This window comes from Paenibacillus cisolokensis (assembly GCF_050481165.1).
GTDB classification, from domain to species: domain Bacteria; phylum Bacillota; class Bacilli; order Paenibacillales; family Paenibacillaceae; genus Paenibacillus_AH; species Paenibacillus_AH cisolokensis.
Genome location: NZ_JBCNFP010000075.1, coordinates 31544 through 50186 on the forward strand (window position 1 = coordinate 31544; position 18643 = coordinate 50186).

An 18643-nucleotide genomic window follows, 5' to 3' on the forward strand; every position below is an offset into this window, starting at 1 on the left:
TCCAGTCCTTTTACATTGAAATGGCCGTTATCGGCTCTTTTACTCCACTTTTGTGAACGAAGCTTTAATATTCGTGTAGTAGAGCGATGTCATGCCTTCATAGCCGGAATCGGTACCGATGATCAGATAAAGCGCTCCGCTGCCGTCCGTACGGGCCGTAAACGAGCCGTGAAACGATTTCAAAGCATAGCCTTCCGCCGTACTCTCCTTTACAATGTTACCCAGCACCTTCATGTCCTTGCCGCTTTTCGACTGGTTGCCATGATCGATGTTCATCCGGTAATACGGGGTACCGTCATTGTCTTTTTCCAACGCTTCCGGCTTAACGTTTACGACGCCGGCCTTTACATATACGGATTCGCCGGGCGATCCGCCGGCTCCGATCAGTCCTTTGCTTTCATTCGTCGCCAAATCGAAGCTGAGATGGACTTTATAGGTCGTATAGGGCCGCAGTCCTTCCGCTTTGCCGATTTTCCGGCTAATGTACATGAACAGATCGTCGCTGCGGTTCATGCCGCTAATTTGCAAACCGTACTTCTGGGCGCCTTCCCGAAGCGGAATGGCAGACCATTTGAAATCGAGACGGTATGTATGCTGGCTATACTTGACGGGAAGATCGGCAAATTCGCCGCTCCAGCCTTCCTTGCTGTTGGCGAACGTATATGAAACTTTGACGGTATCCGTACAGGACGGCAGGCGGACAGTGACCGATCGTTTGTCGTCATTGACCGATGTGTCGGCATCGAAAACGTCCGCAACGGCACGCAACGGTACGAGCGTATTCCCTTTGACGGCTGTAACCGGTGCAGGAAGCTTCAGCTGCGAACCGGACAACGCGGGCTTATTGCTGCCGATCTTCATGAGCAGCGTCTTCCCGCGCAGCGTCAGGCTGACCGTCCTTGTTTTCGGATTCCACTTTGCTTCTCCGCCCAGCGCTTCGGCAAGCGAAGTGACCGGGACCATCAGGTTGCCCTTCAGCAGCGCAGGCGCGATCGGCGCCCGGTTCGTTCCGTCTTCGGTACGGACGACGGTACTGCCCAGGCGAAATACAGCGGTTGCTTGTCCGCATTTCTCCGCATCGGCAGATGTCTGACCGGCCGCAGGCAATGCAAGTCCGAGCAGCAGCGCAATTACGAGTATGCAGCAGGATGTCTTGTTCAACATAGGGGAACAATCCTCCTTCCCTATCCTCATAAGATCTCGGGTTGTCATCAATTTCCGTCGGAGAGGGATTACGGTTGGAAAAAAAGCGACCCCGAAGGGTCGCTTTTTCGCCTATGATTGAGGATTAGTCAATCAGTTCAGCATTGGTCAGGAAACGATAGATCATCGTAGCCGCTTCTGCGCGGGTAGCCGTGTTGTCGCCGCCTACTTTCGTAGCCGAGACACCTTGAACGACACCAGCGCTGATGGCAGCAGCGACTTCATCTTTCGCCCAACCCAGAGCGGCTGCGTCGGTGAATTTCGCCAGCGCTTGCTCAACTTGAGCAGGCGTCAGGTTCCATTCTTTACCGGCATAAGCCGCAGCGCGGACGACCATCGTCGCCAGCTCTTTGCGGGTGATGTTAGCCGTCGGTTTGAACGTATCGCTGTTCACGCCTTTGACGATACCAGCTTCAGCAGCAGCAGCTACTGCGCCGGCATACCAAGCGTTAGCAGGAACGTCCTTGAAGCTGGAAGTACCTTTAGCTTCAATTCCGAGCGAACGAACGATCAACGCCGCGAACTCGGCGCGAGTGATGTTGCGGGCAGGCGAGAACTTGTCAGCGCCAGTTCCCTCAACAACCAGCTTCGCAGCCAGAGCGTTTACAGCTTCGGCAGCCCAACCGTGGTTCGCCAGATCCGTGAAGGATACGGACTTACCTTTGATTACCGTGTAGATGCTGTTGCCATTGCGCTTCAGGTTTGCGAGCGTTTTGCCGTTATCCTCGGTGAAAGTAGTCGGCACGAAGCTCAACTTCTTCGTCGTCGGATCGTACAGAACGCCTACCGCATTGTCCTTGCTAGCATCGGCATCCAGGGCAATTGTGCGGTTGATCAGCTGACCAAAGTTGTTGATCGCTTGCTCTTTGCCGCCACCAACTGCAACGACTTTGAAGTCAACGGCAATGGACAGCTGTTCGCTGCCAGCAGCAGAAACGGCGTCTTCAAGGGCTTTCGCCGCATCGCCAGTCAGCTGCTTCAGCTCTACGCGGATGATGAGGTCTTTCAGCTCAACCCCGAGGGATTTTGCCAGATCCTCAACTTTCAGCGCAGACAGCGGCAGCGTGATGGAACGTCCGTCTTGCATGTACAGCGTCAGGTTCTTGCCGTAGATCAGAGCGTCAGCAGGCAGATTGACAACTTCCGAAGTAGTAAGAATCCGGGCGTCGTCACTGGCTTTCAGAGCTGCGATCAATTGGTCACGGTTCACATTCCCGTTCGAATCGATGATTCCGCCAGGGAAGAAGCCTCCACCACCGCCAGGCTGGGATTTGTATACCCATTCCGTAACAGTCGCACCGTCATAGAGGTACGACAGCTTCAGCGGGAAGTAGGTGGAATAAGTTGCAGTGTTTACACTGAACTTATACAGGCCCGTGGAAGCGTATGTAGCATACACCGTATGCAGCAAAGTGTTGTCTTCGCCGTATACGTTGATGACGATACGATCGTCGTTAAGCTCAAAGTAGGTATCTCTGAGATTATAGACGTCGTCCGAAACATAAACACTTCCCGTAACCGTATCCGTAAAGTAATCGTGTTTGACATCCTGGAACTCGGATGCGGCAAACGCGAATACCGGTGCCAAAGCGGAAACAACCATCATGAAGACGAGAAGAACCGCGGTTTTGTTCATAACGAGCTTTTTCATTGTTTCACCTCCTTTCAATGATTTGCGATCAATCTGATCAGGAATATCGGCTTATGAAAGAAGAATGATAGATAGTGCTCGAGGTATCATTATAGCTTATCTGGGACAAGTAAAAAAGAACAAAAAATGGTAAATAAAAAATTATTTTTGTTTCATCATCAATTCATTCAAGTATCGCTCTTCTTCCGGATCGGCCGCTATAAGTTGCCGCTTGAGCCCGTCATCGTGTTGTCCGATCGCGTCGAGAGCTGCAAGATAGAATCGAACCGATGTACGGCCAAGAGGCTGAGACAAATCGCTGTTATGAATCATAGGTCTAAGAAGCTCGACCGTTAGTTCCTCCCTATCAGTATAATAATAAATCTGCGCTACCAGTTGTCGAATTTCCGGGGAAATGTCGAAACGTCTCCCCTGGAGCTGTTGCTCTGGAAGGTCTTCCAATTGTTTCATACGTCTTTCAATTTCATTATACAGATTTAAGACGTAATTCCAACTTTCAATATTATTAGCATTCTCTAATAATTGTTGTTCGCCTATTCTGTAATATTCAAAGATGGCAGTCTCGTAGAATTCTATATCCCACGGGAATTTGCGTATGCCCTCTTCAAGTTCTTGAATTGCATTTTCCAGCTCGTTTGCATCTTTGTAGTAACGATACATTGCTAATATTGCTAGACGATTGTAAGGGTCGTAATGTTTCAGTTTGTCGAGAACTTTTTTCGCTTCTTGCAGATAGCTCGGATTTCCCGTTTGCGCATAAGCCTGTTTCATCCAATCGGATTTGACCAATAAAAATCTAGGATGTGCAGGAGACGCTTGGATTGCATGATCTAGAGGCACGGTAAGTTCACTCAGCGGTTTTTGTTCCTGAGCGAGAATCAGCGCCTTTGTATACTGTGTGTTCGCATAATATTCCTTAAATACGAAAAAAGAAAAAGTCACAGTAATAAGTCCCATGAACACGGGAAAGGCTAGTCTCCAACCCTTCCAGTCCAGATTTGATATGGGATTTTTTATCAAACTAGTTTCATTTGAAGCATAAGCGGACATCATGCTACCTAGACAAAAAAAGACAAGAGCCGCTATGCTAAGATAACTCATATCAAAATCGAAAAAGCTGTGAATCAGAATAGCCGCGGCAAAAATATAGTATATGAAATGGCTCCCGAATTTCTCCGGATGGCGTACGCAATTTCGAATGTACAAATAAAAGACCGTTGCTGCAAATGCCAAATGGATGAAGAGCCCAATCCAGCCCGTTTCGACCAATGTTTGTATCAAATAACTGTGAGCCTGTCTGCTGAAGTAAGGGTTACTTTGATATTGTTCAAAGAGCGCCGTCCATCCACCGCCCCCTGCCCCGAGCAACGGATAATCGGAGGTTAATCGTATACCATCCTTGTAGAATGTTGCCCTCTCCAGAACACTATGCTGATTGAAATTAATATTCTCCAATCTTTCCGCAATTGCGGTGGGAAGCATCCCTCGTACTGCCGGGCTTGCCAGCAACAACACGGCGGCTATCATCCCTAGAATGACCAGGCCGGCCGGTACCGCTGCCCGAGCCCACTTCTTTTGGGAGATGATCGTCAGCCTGTTCTCCAGCCAAGGTTCGACCCATCGCTGCACCGCAATCGCAACCAGTGCAGTCAGTATGGAAACGAATAAGACAAGAAGCCACCCTTTTAGAGATAGCGTGTTCCAAAATGGCAGAGGAGTCGCAGGTTCACCTTCATTTTTAGGAAAAACTTTAACCACAACTTCAGCAAGAATCTTTTCCATTCCGCCCGAAATGACAAAAGAACACACTACGGAAACAACCATGTTCAACAGGTAGATTACTTGTTTGGCCAACCGAAGGAAGGGCAGCACAATTAGAATAATGAACGGCAGTATGACAAGAGCTGTCCGGGATAGCGTCAAGATCAGGGAGACGAATACCGGGACAAGCATCAATGCGTGAACAAAACGCCAGTGCCATTTTTGCGCATGAGTTGTGTAATACAAAGAGGCAAGGAATAGCGCAGAAAGCAGCCCGGCATAAGTATTGGGATATTGAAAGACTGACGAAAGGCGATAAGTGTCCAAGGTAAACCAAAGGGCATCGTTCGCGTAGGTCTGTCCGAAATAATTTAGCAGCCCGTATAAAACAATAGCATACCCCGAGATCATAACGACACTTTCCAGCAACTTTCGAGAGGTGGATGTCGTCTGAAAGTATATTCCGAATACGAAAAATGCCGATAACGTGAAGCTGATCAATGTCATGAACTGGGCGTTATGTTTTGAAACGGCCTGTATGGAAGATAAACAGTATATTGCCGGAAGCAGCCATACACCGACTGTTAGAATACTGTTCCAATTGTCAGGTCTCCAATTGCGGAAAATGAGATAGAACGATAATATGATGAGTAGGATGCAGCACAAAATCATCGCTTGAAGAATGGATTTCTCGTACGGGTAATCCCAACCATTAAAGAGGCCGGCCTGGAAAGGAAAAAAAATAAAGAATATGGATATTATAACTAGCCCTGACCATTGCAATAGGGAGAATTCAGACTTTGCTTTCTCTTTTTTCGACTTCACAGTGACGGTCCTCCTTAAACTATGCGGTGAAACTCGGTGACGTAAACTATTCTATATGTTATAACGGTTGTAAGCAACTTGTGTTGTTTCCGGTAGATATTACTTTCGAAAAATGAAATAGTTTGATAGTATTACTAGGACTTTAGAAATTCGTTGTGAATTTTATGGCATCAGGTGAATATTTACAAAAGTTTAAGGTTGTTGAAGAAAAATCCAGAGGAGCTAGAATTTTATGAAGATTTTGGTGACAGGCGGGGCTGGTTTTATAGGCTCTCACATTGTGGATGCTTTGTTAATGCATGGGCACAAAGTAGTCGTAATTGATAACCTCTCAACGGGGAAAAAAGAGAATGTCAATAGAGATGCGGTTTTTTTACATATGGATATAAACTCTAGTCAAATCAAGGGAGTTTTCAAGGAACATAAGCCGGACGTAGTTATTCATCATGCTGCGCAAGTAAGTGTCAGTTATTCAATGAAAAATCCTTTAATGGATCAGGAATTAAATATTCGGGGAACTCAGAATATACTTAATTGTTGTATCGAGTCGGGAACTGGGAAATTTATTTATGCTTCTTCAGCAGCTGTTTACGGTATGCCGAAATTTCTCCCGATACCTGAAGAACATCCTATAAAACCAGAATCATTCTATGGTATCTCCAAATATGTGCCGGAAGAATATATCCGAATTTTTTCAAAATTTTATGGTTTAGATTATACAATTCTTCGATATGCTAATGTGTACGGGCCAAGACAAGATCATTTAGGTGAAGGTGGGGTAATCTCCATTTTCATAAACCAAATACTTAGGGGAGAAACCCCAACAATATTTGGTGATGGAGAGCAAACCAGGGACTTTATATATGTTCAGGATGTAGTAAATGCCAACTTGGCAGCACTGACGCTGGGTAGTAAAAAAACACTTAATATAAGCACGAATCAAACTACATCATTAAATAATTTGGTCCGAATTATGGCCGAATTAACAGGTAAAGATATTTCTCCAATATATTTAGAAAAGCGGCCAGGGGATATCTTAGAAAGTTGCTTAAATAACACTTCGGCTATTAAAGAGCTTAGGTGGGCACCGATGTATCCGTTGGAAGAAGGATTGAAAGATACCATTAGCTATTATTTAGGGGAATTAGTAGATCTGACTCATTGAGGAGTTTTTGTTATGAAAATGCAAGCAAGATACATGCAGAATTTTCTAAAGTATCGATACCTACTCATTCAACTGGTTATGAAGGATTTCAAGATTAAATACAAACGTTCCTTTTTAGGTATCGTCTGGTCATTACTAAATCCTTTATTTAGCATGATCATTTTAACGTTAGTCTTTTCAACACTTTTTAAATCGAATATTCCGAATTTCCCAGTTTATTTTTTGTGTGGTTCGGTTTTGTTTAATTACTTTTCTGAATCCACCAGTTTGGCGTTATCGTCGATTTACTCAAATTCTTCATTAATTAAAAAAGTGTATTTCCCTAAGTACATGTTCCCGCTTTCAAAAAATCTGTTTAGTTTAGTCAATTTATTAGTGTCTTTCATCGCGGTTTTACTGGTTATGGTGGTTACTGGCGCAAGATTCTATTCTTCTGCGTTATTATTTTTTATTCCAGTTATATATTTATTCATTTTTACGGCAGGGATTAGTTTAATATTATCATGTGCAGCCGTTTTTTTTAGGGATCTAGCTCATTTATATAGTGTTTGTATAATGGCTCTTAACTTTTTAACACCAATATTTTACCCGATTGATATATTGCCGGTGACTGTTCGAACGATTGTCGAGATTAATCCGCTAACACAAGCTATAGAGATGTTAAGGCAACTTATTTTATTGAACGAACTTCCAACGTTAGAACAAAATCTTTCTTTGTTTCTGTTTGCATCGATTACCTTTATTATAGGTGTCTTTATCTTCTACAAGAAGCAAGATCGCTTTATTTTGTATATATGATTTATTGGAAATTTATCACTATTTATGAAGGGACTTATTATGGGGGATATCGCTGTATCAATACGTAATGTTTCAATGTGTTTTAATTTACAAATTGAAAAAATAGATAGTTTGAAAGAGTATTTTGTTAAAATCATCAAGGGGCAAGTCAGCTATAAAGAGTTTTGGGCTTTGAATAATATCTCATTCGACATATATAAAGGCGAAGTGTTTGGGCTTGTAGGACTAAATGGTGCAGGTAAAAGCACCCTGTTAAAAGTAATCGCAGGAGTTCTGAAACCTACAGAGGGGAAAGTCTCGGTAAATGGGACTATTGTTCCGTTAATCGAATTAGGGGCCGGATTCGATATGGAACTAAGCGCCAGAGAAAATATTTATTTAAATGGGGCTATTTTAGGTTACCGTAAGCAATTCATTGATGAGAAGTTTGATGAAATCGTAGACTTCGCAGAAACCAGAGAGTTTCTTGACGTTCCTCTTAAAAATTACTCGTCTGGGATGTTGGCCCGTATTGCTTTTGCAATTTCAACAGTTGTAGAGCCGGATATATTAATTGTAGATGAGATTCTCGCAGTAGGAGATTATAAGTTTCAGGAAAAATGCATGAATCGAATTAGCAATATGTTAGATAGGGGAGTAACGGTAATTTTCGTTTCCCATAGTGCTTCTCAAGTTAAACAGCTGTGCAGTCGTGTAGCCTATTTGGAAAAAGGATCTTTAATAGAGGTCGGTCCGACAGAAGATGTAATGAAGAAATATTTAGGTTAGGGAGGCAGTAACATTGTTTATTGAACGATTAGAGTTTGGAGTAGGATCTAAGTACAATGCACTGGAGTCATCCATACACTTAGGTAGGTATTTACTCGCACAACAATATTGTCGTGATAAAAAAGTGCTAGATATTGCTTGTGGTGAAGGGTATGGTTCTTTCGCCCTTGCTGAGAAATGGGGAGCAAGTGAAGTTCATGCAGTAGATATTTCGGTAGATGCTATAAATAAAGCCAAAACTAACTTTAAAAGAAACAATATCACTTATTCAGTTTTGAATGCAGAGGTAAATTCGGGATATTTTGAGGAAAACTATTTTGATTTGATTGTTTCTTTTGAAACAATAGAACATTTAAAAAAACCGGAATTGTATTTAGAAAATCTAAAACGTTGGGTCAAAAAAAATGGAATAATTATCATTTCATGCCCAAATGATTCCTGGTACTATAATACACCAGACAAAAGGAACCCGTTTCATGAGAGAAAATACACGTTTCAACAATTTGTCGATCTTTGTGAATCTATCCTGGGTAAGTCTCGAGGGTATATGTTCGGAGTGCCGGTCAGTGGATTTTCAAATGTAAATGTCAACTCGCAATTAATCCAACATGATCACGTTGATATGGGACATATGTTGAACTTTCAAATCCCAAATGTGATTATGCTTCCGACCGGTAGCCAAATATCCAGTTCAAATGTTAGTTATTTCGTTGGAATATGGGGCCCTGACGAAATCGGAATAGAAAATACTTGCTGTATATTTGGTACATCTATGGATGATACCCGAATAGTATCGTATAGTAATTACTTGGAACAACAAGAGATAATAACTAGGCATGCAGAGGAAAAGTTCAAATTCACGGAACAAATACATAAAATGGAATCGAAAATAGACGAGTTAAGTAAAGAGAATAATATGCTTAATAGGCATAATAAAAAACTTTCTTTATCAATTAAAGGGGCTAATAAGGAAAACGAATTTTTGCGACAGAACATTCAAATATTAAAAGAGAGGTTAGCGATTCTTGAGCAACAAGAAGCCAATGTAAAACAACTAGAAGAAGAACTTCATGCGCTATTGAATTCAAAAAGTTGGAGAATTACTGCACCTTTGAGAAAACTGATGAATATTTGGAAGCGCTAGGAGTGGAAAAATGAGATTGTTGAATTATGGAGTCGAACGCACCTCATATTTTTATAGCATGTTTGATAACCTATTAGAAAGCGATAATTATGCGCTTTATGGAAGCAATATAGGAGATAATGGTGAGAATTTAACCATTACTTTCCTGTCATTAAATAGATCAGAACTATCAATTCGACTCTTGAAATCCATCCAGGAACATCTTACAACTTTCAAAGGTGAAATTCTAATTATTGATAATGGATCGGAACCTAGTGAGCTAAATAAGCTTCAAAGTGTCTGCGACTCGCTTTCATTAAGAACACGTATTCAAAAATTGGACAAAAATTATGGAGTTGCTGGTGGCAGAAATAGAACAATGCCATATGTCCAAACTGAGTGGGTCATGTGTCTAGATAATGATATCTATTTTATAAATAATCCCTTGGCTATAATTCGAGAAGAAATATCATTACTAGGATGTCATTTCATAAATCTTCCTTTACTTGATAGTGATGCTGACAAAACGTTTGCGCTAGGCGGTCACTTGTACGTGGAGTCATATGAAGGGAATATTAACGTAGGTGGAGGAACATGTTACAAGCAAATAAATCATAATCAATTAAAACAAGAGGTAGACAGACCATTTCTTTCTAATTTTCTATTTGGAGGAGCATCGATATTAAAAAAAGATACATTCATCAAATTAGGTGGATATGATGAACAAATGTTTGTCGGTTTTGAGGATATTGACCTTTCCATAAGGTTATTCCGAGAAGGCTACAAAATTGGCAACTCATGCTGCTTTTCATTAGTGCATGATCATCCCAAACCAAGCGGACAAGCTGACATTGATTATGAAAAAAAGCGATTTTCGGTAAAAACTATCGAAAATTCAGCTAAATATTTAGAAGATAAATATGGCTATAAAATATGGGATGCGAATCTCATTAAGTGGCTAGAGGAGAAGAACAGAAACTTCGGTAACGATATCTCAATCTCATTTAATGAGCAAATTGTGAAAAAAAATCCAAAAGCTAAAATAGCGTTAGTTGTTGACGTAGACTACTGGGCCTTCGGAAATATAGCACGGCAAATAGAAAAGCATCTCGCAAATGATTTTTCATTTGATTTAATCAGTTATGAAGAGTGTGATTGGGATCCTGTTAAATTATTATTCCGCACACATGATTGTGATATTTTACATTTCTTCTGGCGAGAAATGATTCCTCAAGTTTTTGCAGAAGAAGCATATGCCAACTATTTGCAAGATAAAGCGGTCTCTGTGTCCGAATTTATGAATGATTATCTTTTTAATAAAACATTATCTACAAGTGTTTATGATCATTTATTTTTAAGTGAGGAGGAAATTGTTCAAAGAAATTGGATTTTTAATCAATTTCATTATTACGTATGTTCTGAAAAACTAAACGAAATTTATCAATCAATACAAATATACCCAAATCCTAAGATGGTGATTGAAGATGGTGTAGACCAAGAGTTATTTTATCCGATTAATCCAAATCGGTTTAACGAATTTACACGTCCTTTAGTGGTTGGGTGGGTAGGTAATAGCAAATGGGCGGCGGAGGGGCTAGAAGATTTCAAAGGATTTCGTACAATTGTAAAGCCAACTGTTGAAGGGTTAATGGATCAAGGGGTACAGGTAGTTGGGCTCTATTGTGATAGGGTGGATGGATTTGTTCCTCATGAAGAGATGGTAAATTACTATGCGAAGATTGACGTGTTGGTATGTATGTCAAAGATAGAAGGTACGCCAAATCCAGTTCTGGAGGCTATGGCTTGTGGTGTACCGATTATTACAACTGATGTTGGTATTGTTCCTCAAGTGCTTGGCCCCAAACAAAAAGAATTTATAATTGAAGAGCGTAGTATAGATGCACTTAAGGAAAAAATTATTAAACTAGTTGATGATAGAAGTATTTTAAAGCAGTTGTCTAATGAAAATTTAGAATTTGTTCGACCATGGTATTGGGAAAATCAATGTAAAAAGTTTAAAGCTTACTTTGAGACTTTGATAGCGTTGAAGGAAAATAAAAGTAGATCAAGGTGAAATGCATGAATATATGGATTTTAACTAGTGAATATCCTCCTGATTTTGGTGGAGGAATCGGGATGTATGTCGACCAGGTATCAACCATGTTTTCAGAAGCTGGTCATGACGTTACAGTGATGGTGAGAGACTCGCACAAAAATTCAATTGAAAATAATAATAGGGTTAGAGTTGTACGTTTCCAACACATGCAGGGCGATTTCTACTCTTATCTAGGTTATTGGACTGCTTTAGCTTATCAATATGCTGAAGAAGTAATTTCTCTTATCAAAAAGGATGGGGTAAAGCCGGATATTATCGAAATCCAGGAGTATAATGGGATAGGGTATTATCTCCTGATGAGAAAGTGGCAGCTTGATCCTGTACTTAAAGACATTCCAATTGTTGTTCATTTACATACCCCTACGTTTGAATTAGATAAAGTAAATCAAGGGCCGCGGTATAAATTCCCAAATTATTGGATTGGGCATATGGAGAAATTCTGCATGAAAGCAGCTGATGCATTGCTAAGTCCAAGTGTGTTTCTGAAGAAGCAAGTCCAACATGTGGCTCCTAACAATCCAATTGAGGTTATTCACTTGCCTTATCAACTGAAAGAATATGAAGCGGGTTATAACAGAGAGTATAATTCAGACACATTTCTATATTTCGGCAGGACTGAGTATCGAAAAGGCGTCGTACAAATGTTAAAGGCTGCGGATCTTGTTTGGAAACAGGGGCACAAATTCAAGCTTAAAATTATTGGGGGAGATACATATTTTTATCCGAAAGGTAGAAATCTTGGAGAGTTACTAAAAGAACAGTATCGTCATCGTATTGAAGAAGGAAATTTGATATTTAAGGATGCAATTCCACCGAAGGATCTTAATCCCGAAATTCTAAAAGCTCGAGCGGTCATTGTTCCATCTCTGTATGAAAACTTTCCATACACTTGCTTAACATCAATGTGGCTTGGTTCACCGATGCTCGTTTCCCGATCTGGAGGACAAGCAGAGATGGTTGGGGAGGATGCTAAGGCCGGGCTGATCTTTGACTGGGATGTTGAAGGTGATTTTTGTGAAAAGTTGGTGGAATTGATACAGGCGGATGCAAATCGCCTTAAAGAGATGAGTAAACATTCTCATTTAAGGATAAGACAATTATGCGGTACTGCAGAAAATGTTAAACTAAGAGAACAGTTTTATATGAATGTGATTGAGAAATCTCGTTCAGAGAAGAAATCATTATTCCCTTCTCTGCTTGAGGGTGTGTATGAAAAGCAATATTCAACCCAACCGTCAAATGAGAAGAACCTATTATCTATAATAATTCCTTATTATAATCTCGGGGTTCATCTAGATGAAACGATGGAAAGTGCTTTGAATGTCGATTATAAACCAACCGAAATTGTTATTGTTAATGATGGATCAACCGATAAATATAGTTTAGAAGTATTGGAAAAATACCGCAACCGCTCTCCGCATATTAAAGTTGTTGATATAGCGAACAAAGGATTGGCCAATGCAAGAAATGTTGGCGCTCAATATGCTAAGGGTGAGTTTATTGCATTTTTAGATGCGGATGATCTTATAGAACCTGAATTTTACTCTCGAGCAATTGCTTTATTAAATCAATATGAGAATGTTTCCTTTGTGTATAGCTGGTTAAGATACTTTGGAAATTCGAGTAATGTGTGGCCTACGTTTAATACAGAATTCCCATACTTTCTGGCTTCGAACATGTTAGCCGCTTTTGTCGTAGTCAGGAGGCAGGATTTTATCAATTTTGGTCTCAACAAGATAGCGATGGAGTACGGCATGGAAGACTATGAGGGATGGATCTCAATGTGCGCTCATGGCTGTTTGGGAATTAGTATTCCAGAGCCATTAGTGAAATATCGTGTTCGAAGCGATTCGATGTCCAGGCAGTTTAATAGAGATGTTGTGATATATTTAAGAGAAAAATTATCTAGTTTTCATGTAAAGCTATATCAAAAATATGGACTTGAGTTGTTTAATTTAATTGATGCTAATGGGCCAGGCTATCTTTGGGATAATCCAACGTTGAATTATCCGATTGTAGGTTTTGGGATTGGTAATTCGTCGAATTTCCAGGATTTAAATACTAGAAAGTATGAATTAATGCGAATAGCTAATTCCAAATGGGGATCTCGATTAATTCGATTGTTTTTTAAGCTTAGATTACAAAAATTGTTTAGCTAAAGCTTTGCATTTGATTGGATTCTTGGGAATAGAAGAATATTAGGAGTTGTCACATTCCGATTCTAAGTAATGGGGTTAATAGAAACACAATATGTTCTGGAAAGATGGTCTTGCATGAAGGCTGAATGGGAAAAAATCATTAAATTTGCATGTGTATCTGGAATCGGCTGGTTGACAGACAGTATTATATATTTATGTTTAATAGTACGCGACATAACACCGTTGCTTTCTAATTGCATAAGTGCATCTATCGCAGTTACATTTGTTTATATCTTATCTGTACGCAATATTTTTTTAATAGAAGATAAATTTATTGCTAGTGGTTTTGTGATATACCTTGTTTATCAAATTATATCGATTGGTTTTTTTTCGTGGCTTATTGATATTATAAGTTACTCTGTTAGTTCTTCTTTTGATTATTTTAAAATTAGTATTCCATTGGCAGTTAAAATAATTCTAACTCCATTTACACTGGCATCTAATTATCTTTTTATGCGATTCCTTACATCAAGAATTTTAAGCAAGACACTGATATAATGAGAAATTTTAGAGGGGCTTATCTATGAGTGAAAAAATTCTCGTTTTTATCCCAATGTATAATTGTGAAAAGCAAATTGTTAGAGTACTTCAACAGTTTACTACTGATATTAAACATTATATTGATGAAGTATTGATTGTAAATAATCGAAGTACAGATAATGGGGAAGCAATGGCAATTAGCAAGATTAAAACTATGAAGGGCCTAAAAGTATCTGTGGTCAGAAATACTGAGAATTATGGTCTTGGGGGTTCTCATAAGATTGCATTTCAGTATGCCATTCGTAATTCCTTTGATTATGTAATTGTTCTGCACGGCGACGATCAAGGTAATATTAATGATATTCTCCCATTCTTAATACAGGGATTGCATCGAAAGGTAGACTGTTTGCTGGGTGCTCGTTTTCATCCAGCTTCAAAGCTTCAAGGTTATTCGAGATTTAGAACGTTTGGGAATTACATTTATAATATGCTTTTTTCTATAGTAACTAAACATCGTATATATGATCTGGGATCAGGACTAAATTGTTACAAGGTAGATCGCTTAAAGGATAACTTTTACCATCAGTATCCTGATGATCTAACTTTTAATTATTGTATGATTCTAGGGAGTATATACTTTAAACATAGCATTCATTTTTTTCCATTAGTGTGGAGAGAAGACGATCAAGTTTCAAATGTAAAAATGATTCGTCAAGCATTTAAAGTGCTTGCTTTATTATTGAAGTTTGCAATAAACAAATCGAAATTTTTGCAAAACGAGCATCGTGAAAAAGTGATTATGAATTATGATAGTGAATTAATATTCAAAAATTTTGAAAGGGATTTTGCATAATGGGCTTAATTTTTAGAAAGCTCCAAAAGAGAGACGGTTATATTATCATCTTTATTCTATTTATAACACTCGGCTTAATATTTACCGTAAAAACAGGGTACTCGATTAATTTTGATTTTGTTAAACAGAGTTCGGGATTTTGGAAATCGATTATTTTATTCACCCTTCTATACTTGGCTGCTCATCTTTTGAGAATTATCCGCCTTTACACAATACTACTAGAGAATAAGATTAAGTTCAAAGATTTACTAAGGGTATATGCAGTAACTGCATGGGTGAATTTTTTTATACCTTACAAAGTTGGGGAGATTTTTCGCGTAATTGAAATTGGACGGCTTTGCAAAAATGTACGTAGGGGAATCGTAGTAATATGGATTGAACGTTTATTTGATGCAATTGTGATTTTGACAATAATGTTAGTGTATTTTTTACTATCCGATATTTCGCTGATCGATTATTTACCGTTGGTAATTATTTTGTTCACTTTCATTTCATTTTCTTTTTTTTATTATTTAGAATTTCCCTTTACATATAAATACGTAAATCAGTTAATTATGAGCAGAAGTAATTCAACTAGAGGGGTGAAACTACTTAATTTCTTATATAACATGAGAAAGATACACAGTGATATAAAAGCACTCATACAAGGCCGATCTTCCTTAGGATTGTTTATTTCAGTAATCATCTGGATATTGGAAATATTTTCAATATCTATACTGTTTTCAACTATCAATATCAGTTCAATGTTTCAAAGTTTTTTTCTTTTATTAAATGACTCATTTTTCTCGATTTCCACCTCAGAAACAAATTCAAGTAACTTTTTATTGTATAAGAATCTGGGATTAATCATTCTTTCTCTTTTAGCCCTTTATTTTATATGTTCTCTGTTAATTAATCGGATTTCTGAAGCACTTCGTTTACGAAATAAACAAGCAAGAATGCAATATGTTAGAAAAAATACTGAATATTATTAACCAACAGATGTTAAATGAGATTGGAGCCAGTAAACATGAAACAAAAAATTTATTTCTTATATGATGATAGTGAAGAGTTACCTAGGTCAATTTCTTCTGTGGTAGGCGAACGTCGATTCGGAGAAATTATACATAAGAAATCTACCCTCGCGAGCAAAATGAAAAAGTTAGTGGACGATACTGGGATGGCGGAATTCGTTCATCTTAAAAATTACTTGGATAAGCAGATTATTCTTGATAAATTTAAAGAAGAGAATTCAAATCACATTATTGTTCACTTCTATTCAAGATCAGTGGTTGTAGACTCTGAAAGTTTTAATATATTGATGAGAAAAATAGTTTATACACAATTCATTCATGTAGATCGTGAAATTGACCCTACAATGCTGATTTTTACAACATTTAAAGATTATAACCTTTATTTAACGTTGAAGGAAAATAATAAACGAATGGTAACAAAAGAAGACTTGGGTGATAATGCACTCTTGTTCTCACCTAATAATTTCTTGTTGGATATATCCGATATCGCTTCGTTTCTTAATTTTTTTTCTGGGGGATTCGAAGCAAGATATTTCAATCAACTTGTTGGGGATAAGTATACGCTCGTCAAAAAATCAACAGATAAATTAAAGATTCAAAAAGAACATGATTTCTATCATCTTATACCTAATGAAATGAAACCATGGTTTGTAATGCCGTATAATTTTAGTTTACAGCACGACTACGCTTGTTACACCATGGAACGTCTTAACATACCTGATATGGCATTACAGTGGATCCACAATTCCATTTCCATTAAGGATTTTGGAGTTTTTCTAGACAAGATTTTTGATTTCATAACTTTAAGGCCATCACGGAAACTAGAAAGAGAGGAGTATCTCGCAAGGTTTAAGGATTTGTACTATCAAAAAGTGGTTGACCGGATGGAAAAGCTGAAATCTACTCCTAACTTTAGCCGACTAGAGTCATATATAATTAATGGAACTTCGTTTACTTTAGATGCTCTCTTGAATAATTATTATGAATTATATAATCGGTTAGTCAAAGAGATTAAAAACTATAAAGAAGTCATTGGTCACGGTGATTTGTGTTTTTCCAATATTCTTTACGATAAAAATACTTATATGATGAAATTTATTGATACGAAGGGAGCGTTAGAAGAAAAAGATTTATGGATGGATCCTTATTATGATTTAGCAAAATTATCCCACTCAATTCTAGGTAATTATGATTTTCTAAATAATGAGTTGTTTGTAGCTAACATAAATAATTCATTGAATATTGAAATTATGATTAAGTCTGAAAAACTGGATGAACATCAACATTTGTTTCTTGAAAAGGTTAGTAATTCAGGTTTCGATATTCGAATAATTCGTTTATGTGAAACCTCGCTTTTCTTGTCAATGCTTCCACTGCATATTGATAATCCAAGGAAAGTATTAGCGTTTGTTCTAAATGCAATCAAGATAAAAGAGGAGTTGGAACGAAATGTCTGAGAAACGAGGGACACTGATAGTCGACTTGGATGGGACTTTATGTCCAATTAAAGAAAAGGGCCAATCTTATGAAGATTTAATGCCATACTTCAATATGATAGAGCGTATACGAGAATGGCGAGAAAAGGGCTTTAAAATTCTTATATATACTGCTCGGAATATGAGGAGTTACAATGGGAATTTAGGAATGATTAACGCGAAGACAGCCCGGAATGTTATGAATTGGTTAGAGAAGTGGGATATACCATATGATGAAATTCTTTTTGGTAAACCTTGGCCAGGTGAAAGTGGTTTTTATATAGATGATCGTGCAGTTCGTCCAAATGAGTTTTTGATGTACAACGAAGATGAGCTTAATGAATTACTGCAGCAAGGTCGAGACTCCTTGAACAAGGAGGAGAAACTGTGAACATTGTAATAACAATGGCGGGAATGGGAAGTCGTTTTCGGAGGGCAGGTTATCTTCAACCAAAGTATATGATAAATGTTAAAGGAAGATCTTTATTTTATTGGTCAATAATAAGCTTGAAGTCATTTGATTTCTCTAGAAATCATTTTATTTTTATCGTGCAGAGTGCTGACGATGCAAAAGGTTTTATAAGAGAAGAGTGTAGCAAGTTAGGGGTTATTATGTATGATATAGTAGAGATAGATCATTTAACAGATGGTCAGGCAACAACCGTTTTATTCGGTAAACCTTACTGGACTCCCGAATCCCCCCTTTTAATATATAATATTGATACTCATGTAAAGCCGGGTGTTATATATAAGAATACCATTAATGATGATGGGTGGATTCCTTGTTTTAATGCCCCAGGTGATAAATGGAGTTTTGTAAAACTTAATGAAGAGAATCAAGTGATTGAAGTTCGTGAAAAAAAGCGAATATCTAATTATGCTACGATTGGTTTGTATTGGTTTTCTTCTGCAAGATTGTATGAACACGCATATAACTTGTACTACTCTCTACCTGGAAGGGAAGAAAAAGGAGAACGATATATTGCCCCTATCTATAACCAATTAATACAGAACAATTATAAAGTGACAATCTCGTTATTAGCGACCGAAAGTGTACATATACTTGGTACGCCGGAAGAAGTGGAGAGTTTCTTAAAGTGTGATTATGATTTCAGAGAATGATTAGAAGCTCCGTAAGATATAATCATGGTTTATGAAGAAAAAGGCCTGTTCTCTGGCCTGTTTACAAGACGAACGTTGCTTCGTGTGATAAT

Annotated in this window: 15 protein-coding genes; 12 read left to right on the plus strand and 3 right to left on the minus strand. The window is 38.5% G+C overall.

From position 1 onward, the window contains the following. Nucleotides 1–39 precede the first annotated feature (39 nt). The 3 genes from ABEV74_RS13145 to ABEV74_RS13155 all read right to left on the minus strand — a co-directional run bounded on the left by ABEV74_RS13145 (nucleotide 40) and on the right by ABEV74_RS13155 (nucleotide 5440). Nucleotides 40–1164 carry a copper amine oxidase N-terminal domain-containing protein gene (locus tag ABEV74_RS13145; RefSeq protein ID WP_430146552.1) on the minus strand — a complete coding sequence of 375 codons (1125 nt, stop codon included), beginning with the start codon at nucleotides 1162–1164 and terminating at the stop codon, nucleotides 40–42. A gap of 124 nt (nucleotides 1165–1288) precedes the next feature. Further along, entirely contained in the window at nucleotides 1289–2854 is a 1566-nt protein-coding gene (locus ABEV74_RS13150; RefSeq protein ID WP_430146554.1) for an S-layer homology domain-containing protein, read from the minus strand. A gap of 141 nt (nucleotides 2855–2995) precedes the next feature. Then, on the minus strand, nucleotides 2996–5440 hold the full coding sequence (locus ABEV74_RS13155) for an O-antigen ligase family protein (RefSeq protein WP_430146556.1): 2445 nt from the start codon (nucleotides 5438–5440) through the stop codon (nucleotides 2996–2998). 232 nt (nucleotides 5441–5672) lie between these two features. On the opposite strand from ABEV74_RS13155, the gene ABEV74_RS13160 reads away from it, so the two are divergent. The 12 genes from ABEV74_RS13160 to ABEV74_RS13210 all read left to right on the plus strand — a co-directional run bounded on the left by ABEV74_RS13160 (nucleotide 5673) and on the right by ABEV74_RS13210 (nucleotide 18551). Further along, nucleotides 5673–6605 (plus strand): NAD-dependent epimerase/dehydratase family protein, encoded by a 933-nt coding sequence (locus ABEV74_RS13160; protein WP_430146558.1) that lies wholly within the window; start codon nucleotides 5673–5675, stop codon nucleotides 6603–6605. 12 nt (nucleotides 6606–6617) lie between these two features. Continuing rightward, a complete protein-coding gene (locus ABEV74_RS13165; protein ID WP_430146560.1) occupies nucleotides 6618–7403 on the plus strand; it encodes an ABC transporter permease in 786 nt (261 codons plus the stop codon). Between the two features lie 39 nt (nucleotides 7404–7442). Beyond that, complete coding sequence (locus ABEV74_RS13170) at nucleotides 7443–8171, plus strand: ABC transporter ATP-binding protein (protein ID WP_430146562.1); 729 nt, start codon at nucleotides 7443–7445, stop codon at nucleotides 8169–8171. A gap of 13 nt (nucleotides 8172–8184) precedes the next feature. Continuing rightward, complete coding sequence (locus ABEV74_RS13175; RefSeq protein WP_430146564.1) at nucleotides 8185–9315, plus strand: methyltransferase domain-containing protein; 1131 nt, start codon at nucleotides 8185–8187, stop codon at nucleotides 9313–9315. Nucleotides 9316–9325: 10 nt separating this feature from the next. Continuing rightward, nucleotides 9326–11368, plus strand: coding sequence for a glycosyltransferase (locus tag ABEV74_RS13180; protein WP_430146566.1), 2043 nt, complete (start codon nucleotides 9326–9328; stop codon nucleotides 11366–11368). A 5-nt stretch (nucleotides 11369–11373) separates the two neighbouring features. Beyond that, on the plus strand, nucleotides 11374–13569 hold the full coding sequence (locus ABEV74_RS13185) for a glycosyltransferase (protein WP_430146568.1): 2196 nt from the start codon (nucleotides 11374–11376) through the stop codon (nucleotides 13567–13569). A 114-nt stretch (nucleotides 13570–13683) separates the two neighbouring features. After that, complete coding sequence (locus ABEV74_RS23260) at nucleotides 13684–14106, plus strand: GtrA family protein (RefSeq protein WP_488168584.1); 423 nt, start codon at nucleotides 13684–13686, stop codon at nucleotides 14104–14106. Between the two features lie 25 nt (nucleotides 14107–14131). After that, entirely contained in the window at nucleotides 14132–14941 is an 810-nt protein-coding gene (locus ABEV74_RS13190; RefSeq protein WP_430146570.1) for a glycosyltransferase family 2 protein, read from the plus strand. After that, nucleotides 14941–15915 carry a lysylphosphatidylglycerol synthase domain-containing protein gene (locus ABEV74_RS13195; RefSeq protein ID WP_430146572.1) on the plus strand — a complete coding sequence of 325 codons (975 nt, stop codon included), beginning with the start codon at nucleotides 14941–14943 and terminating at the stop codon, nucleotides 15913–15915. Before ABEV74_RS13190 ends, ABEV74_RS13195 begins: the two co-directional genes overlap by 1 nt. A 35-nt stretch (nucleotides 15916–15950) precedes the next feature. After that, nucleotides 15951–17411 (plus strand): hypothetical protein, encoded by a 1461-nt coding sequence (locus ABEV74_RS13200; protein WP_430146574.1) that lies wholly within the window; start codon nucleotides 15951–15953, stop codon nucleotides 17409–17411. Beyond that, a complete protein-coding gene (locus ABEV74_RS13205) occupies nucleotides 17404–17820 on the plus strand; it encodes an HAD family hydrolase (protein WP_430146576.1) in 417 nt (138 codons plus the stop codon). The genes ABEV74_RS13200 and ABEV74_RS13205 overlap by 8 nt, the downstream gene beginning before the upstream one ends. Beyond that, a complete protein-coding gene (locus ABEV74_RS13210) occupies nucleotides 17817–18551 on the plus strand; it encodes a glycosyltransferase family 2 protein (RefSeq protein ID WP_430146578.1) in 735 nt (244 codons plus the stop codon). The genes ABEV74_RS13205 and ABEV74_RS13210 overlap by 4 nt, the downstream gene beginning before the upstream one ends. Nucleotides 18552–18643: the final 92 nt, after the last annotated feature.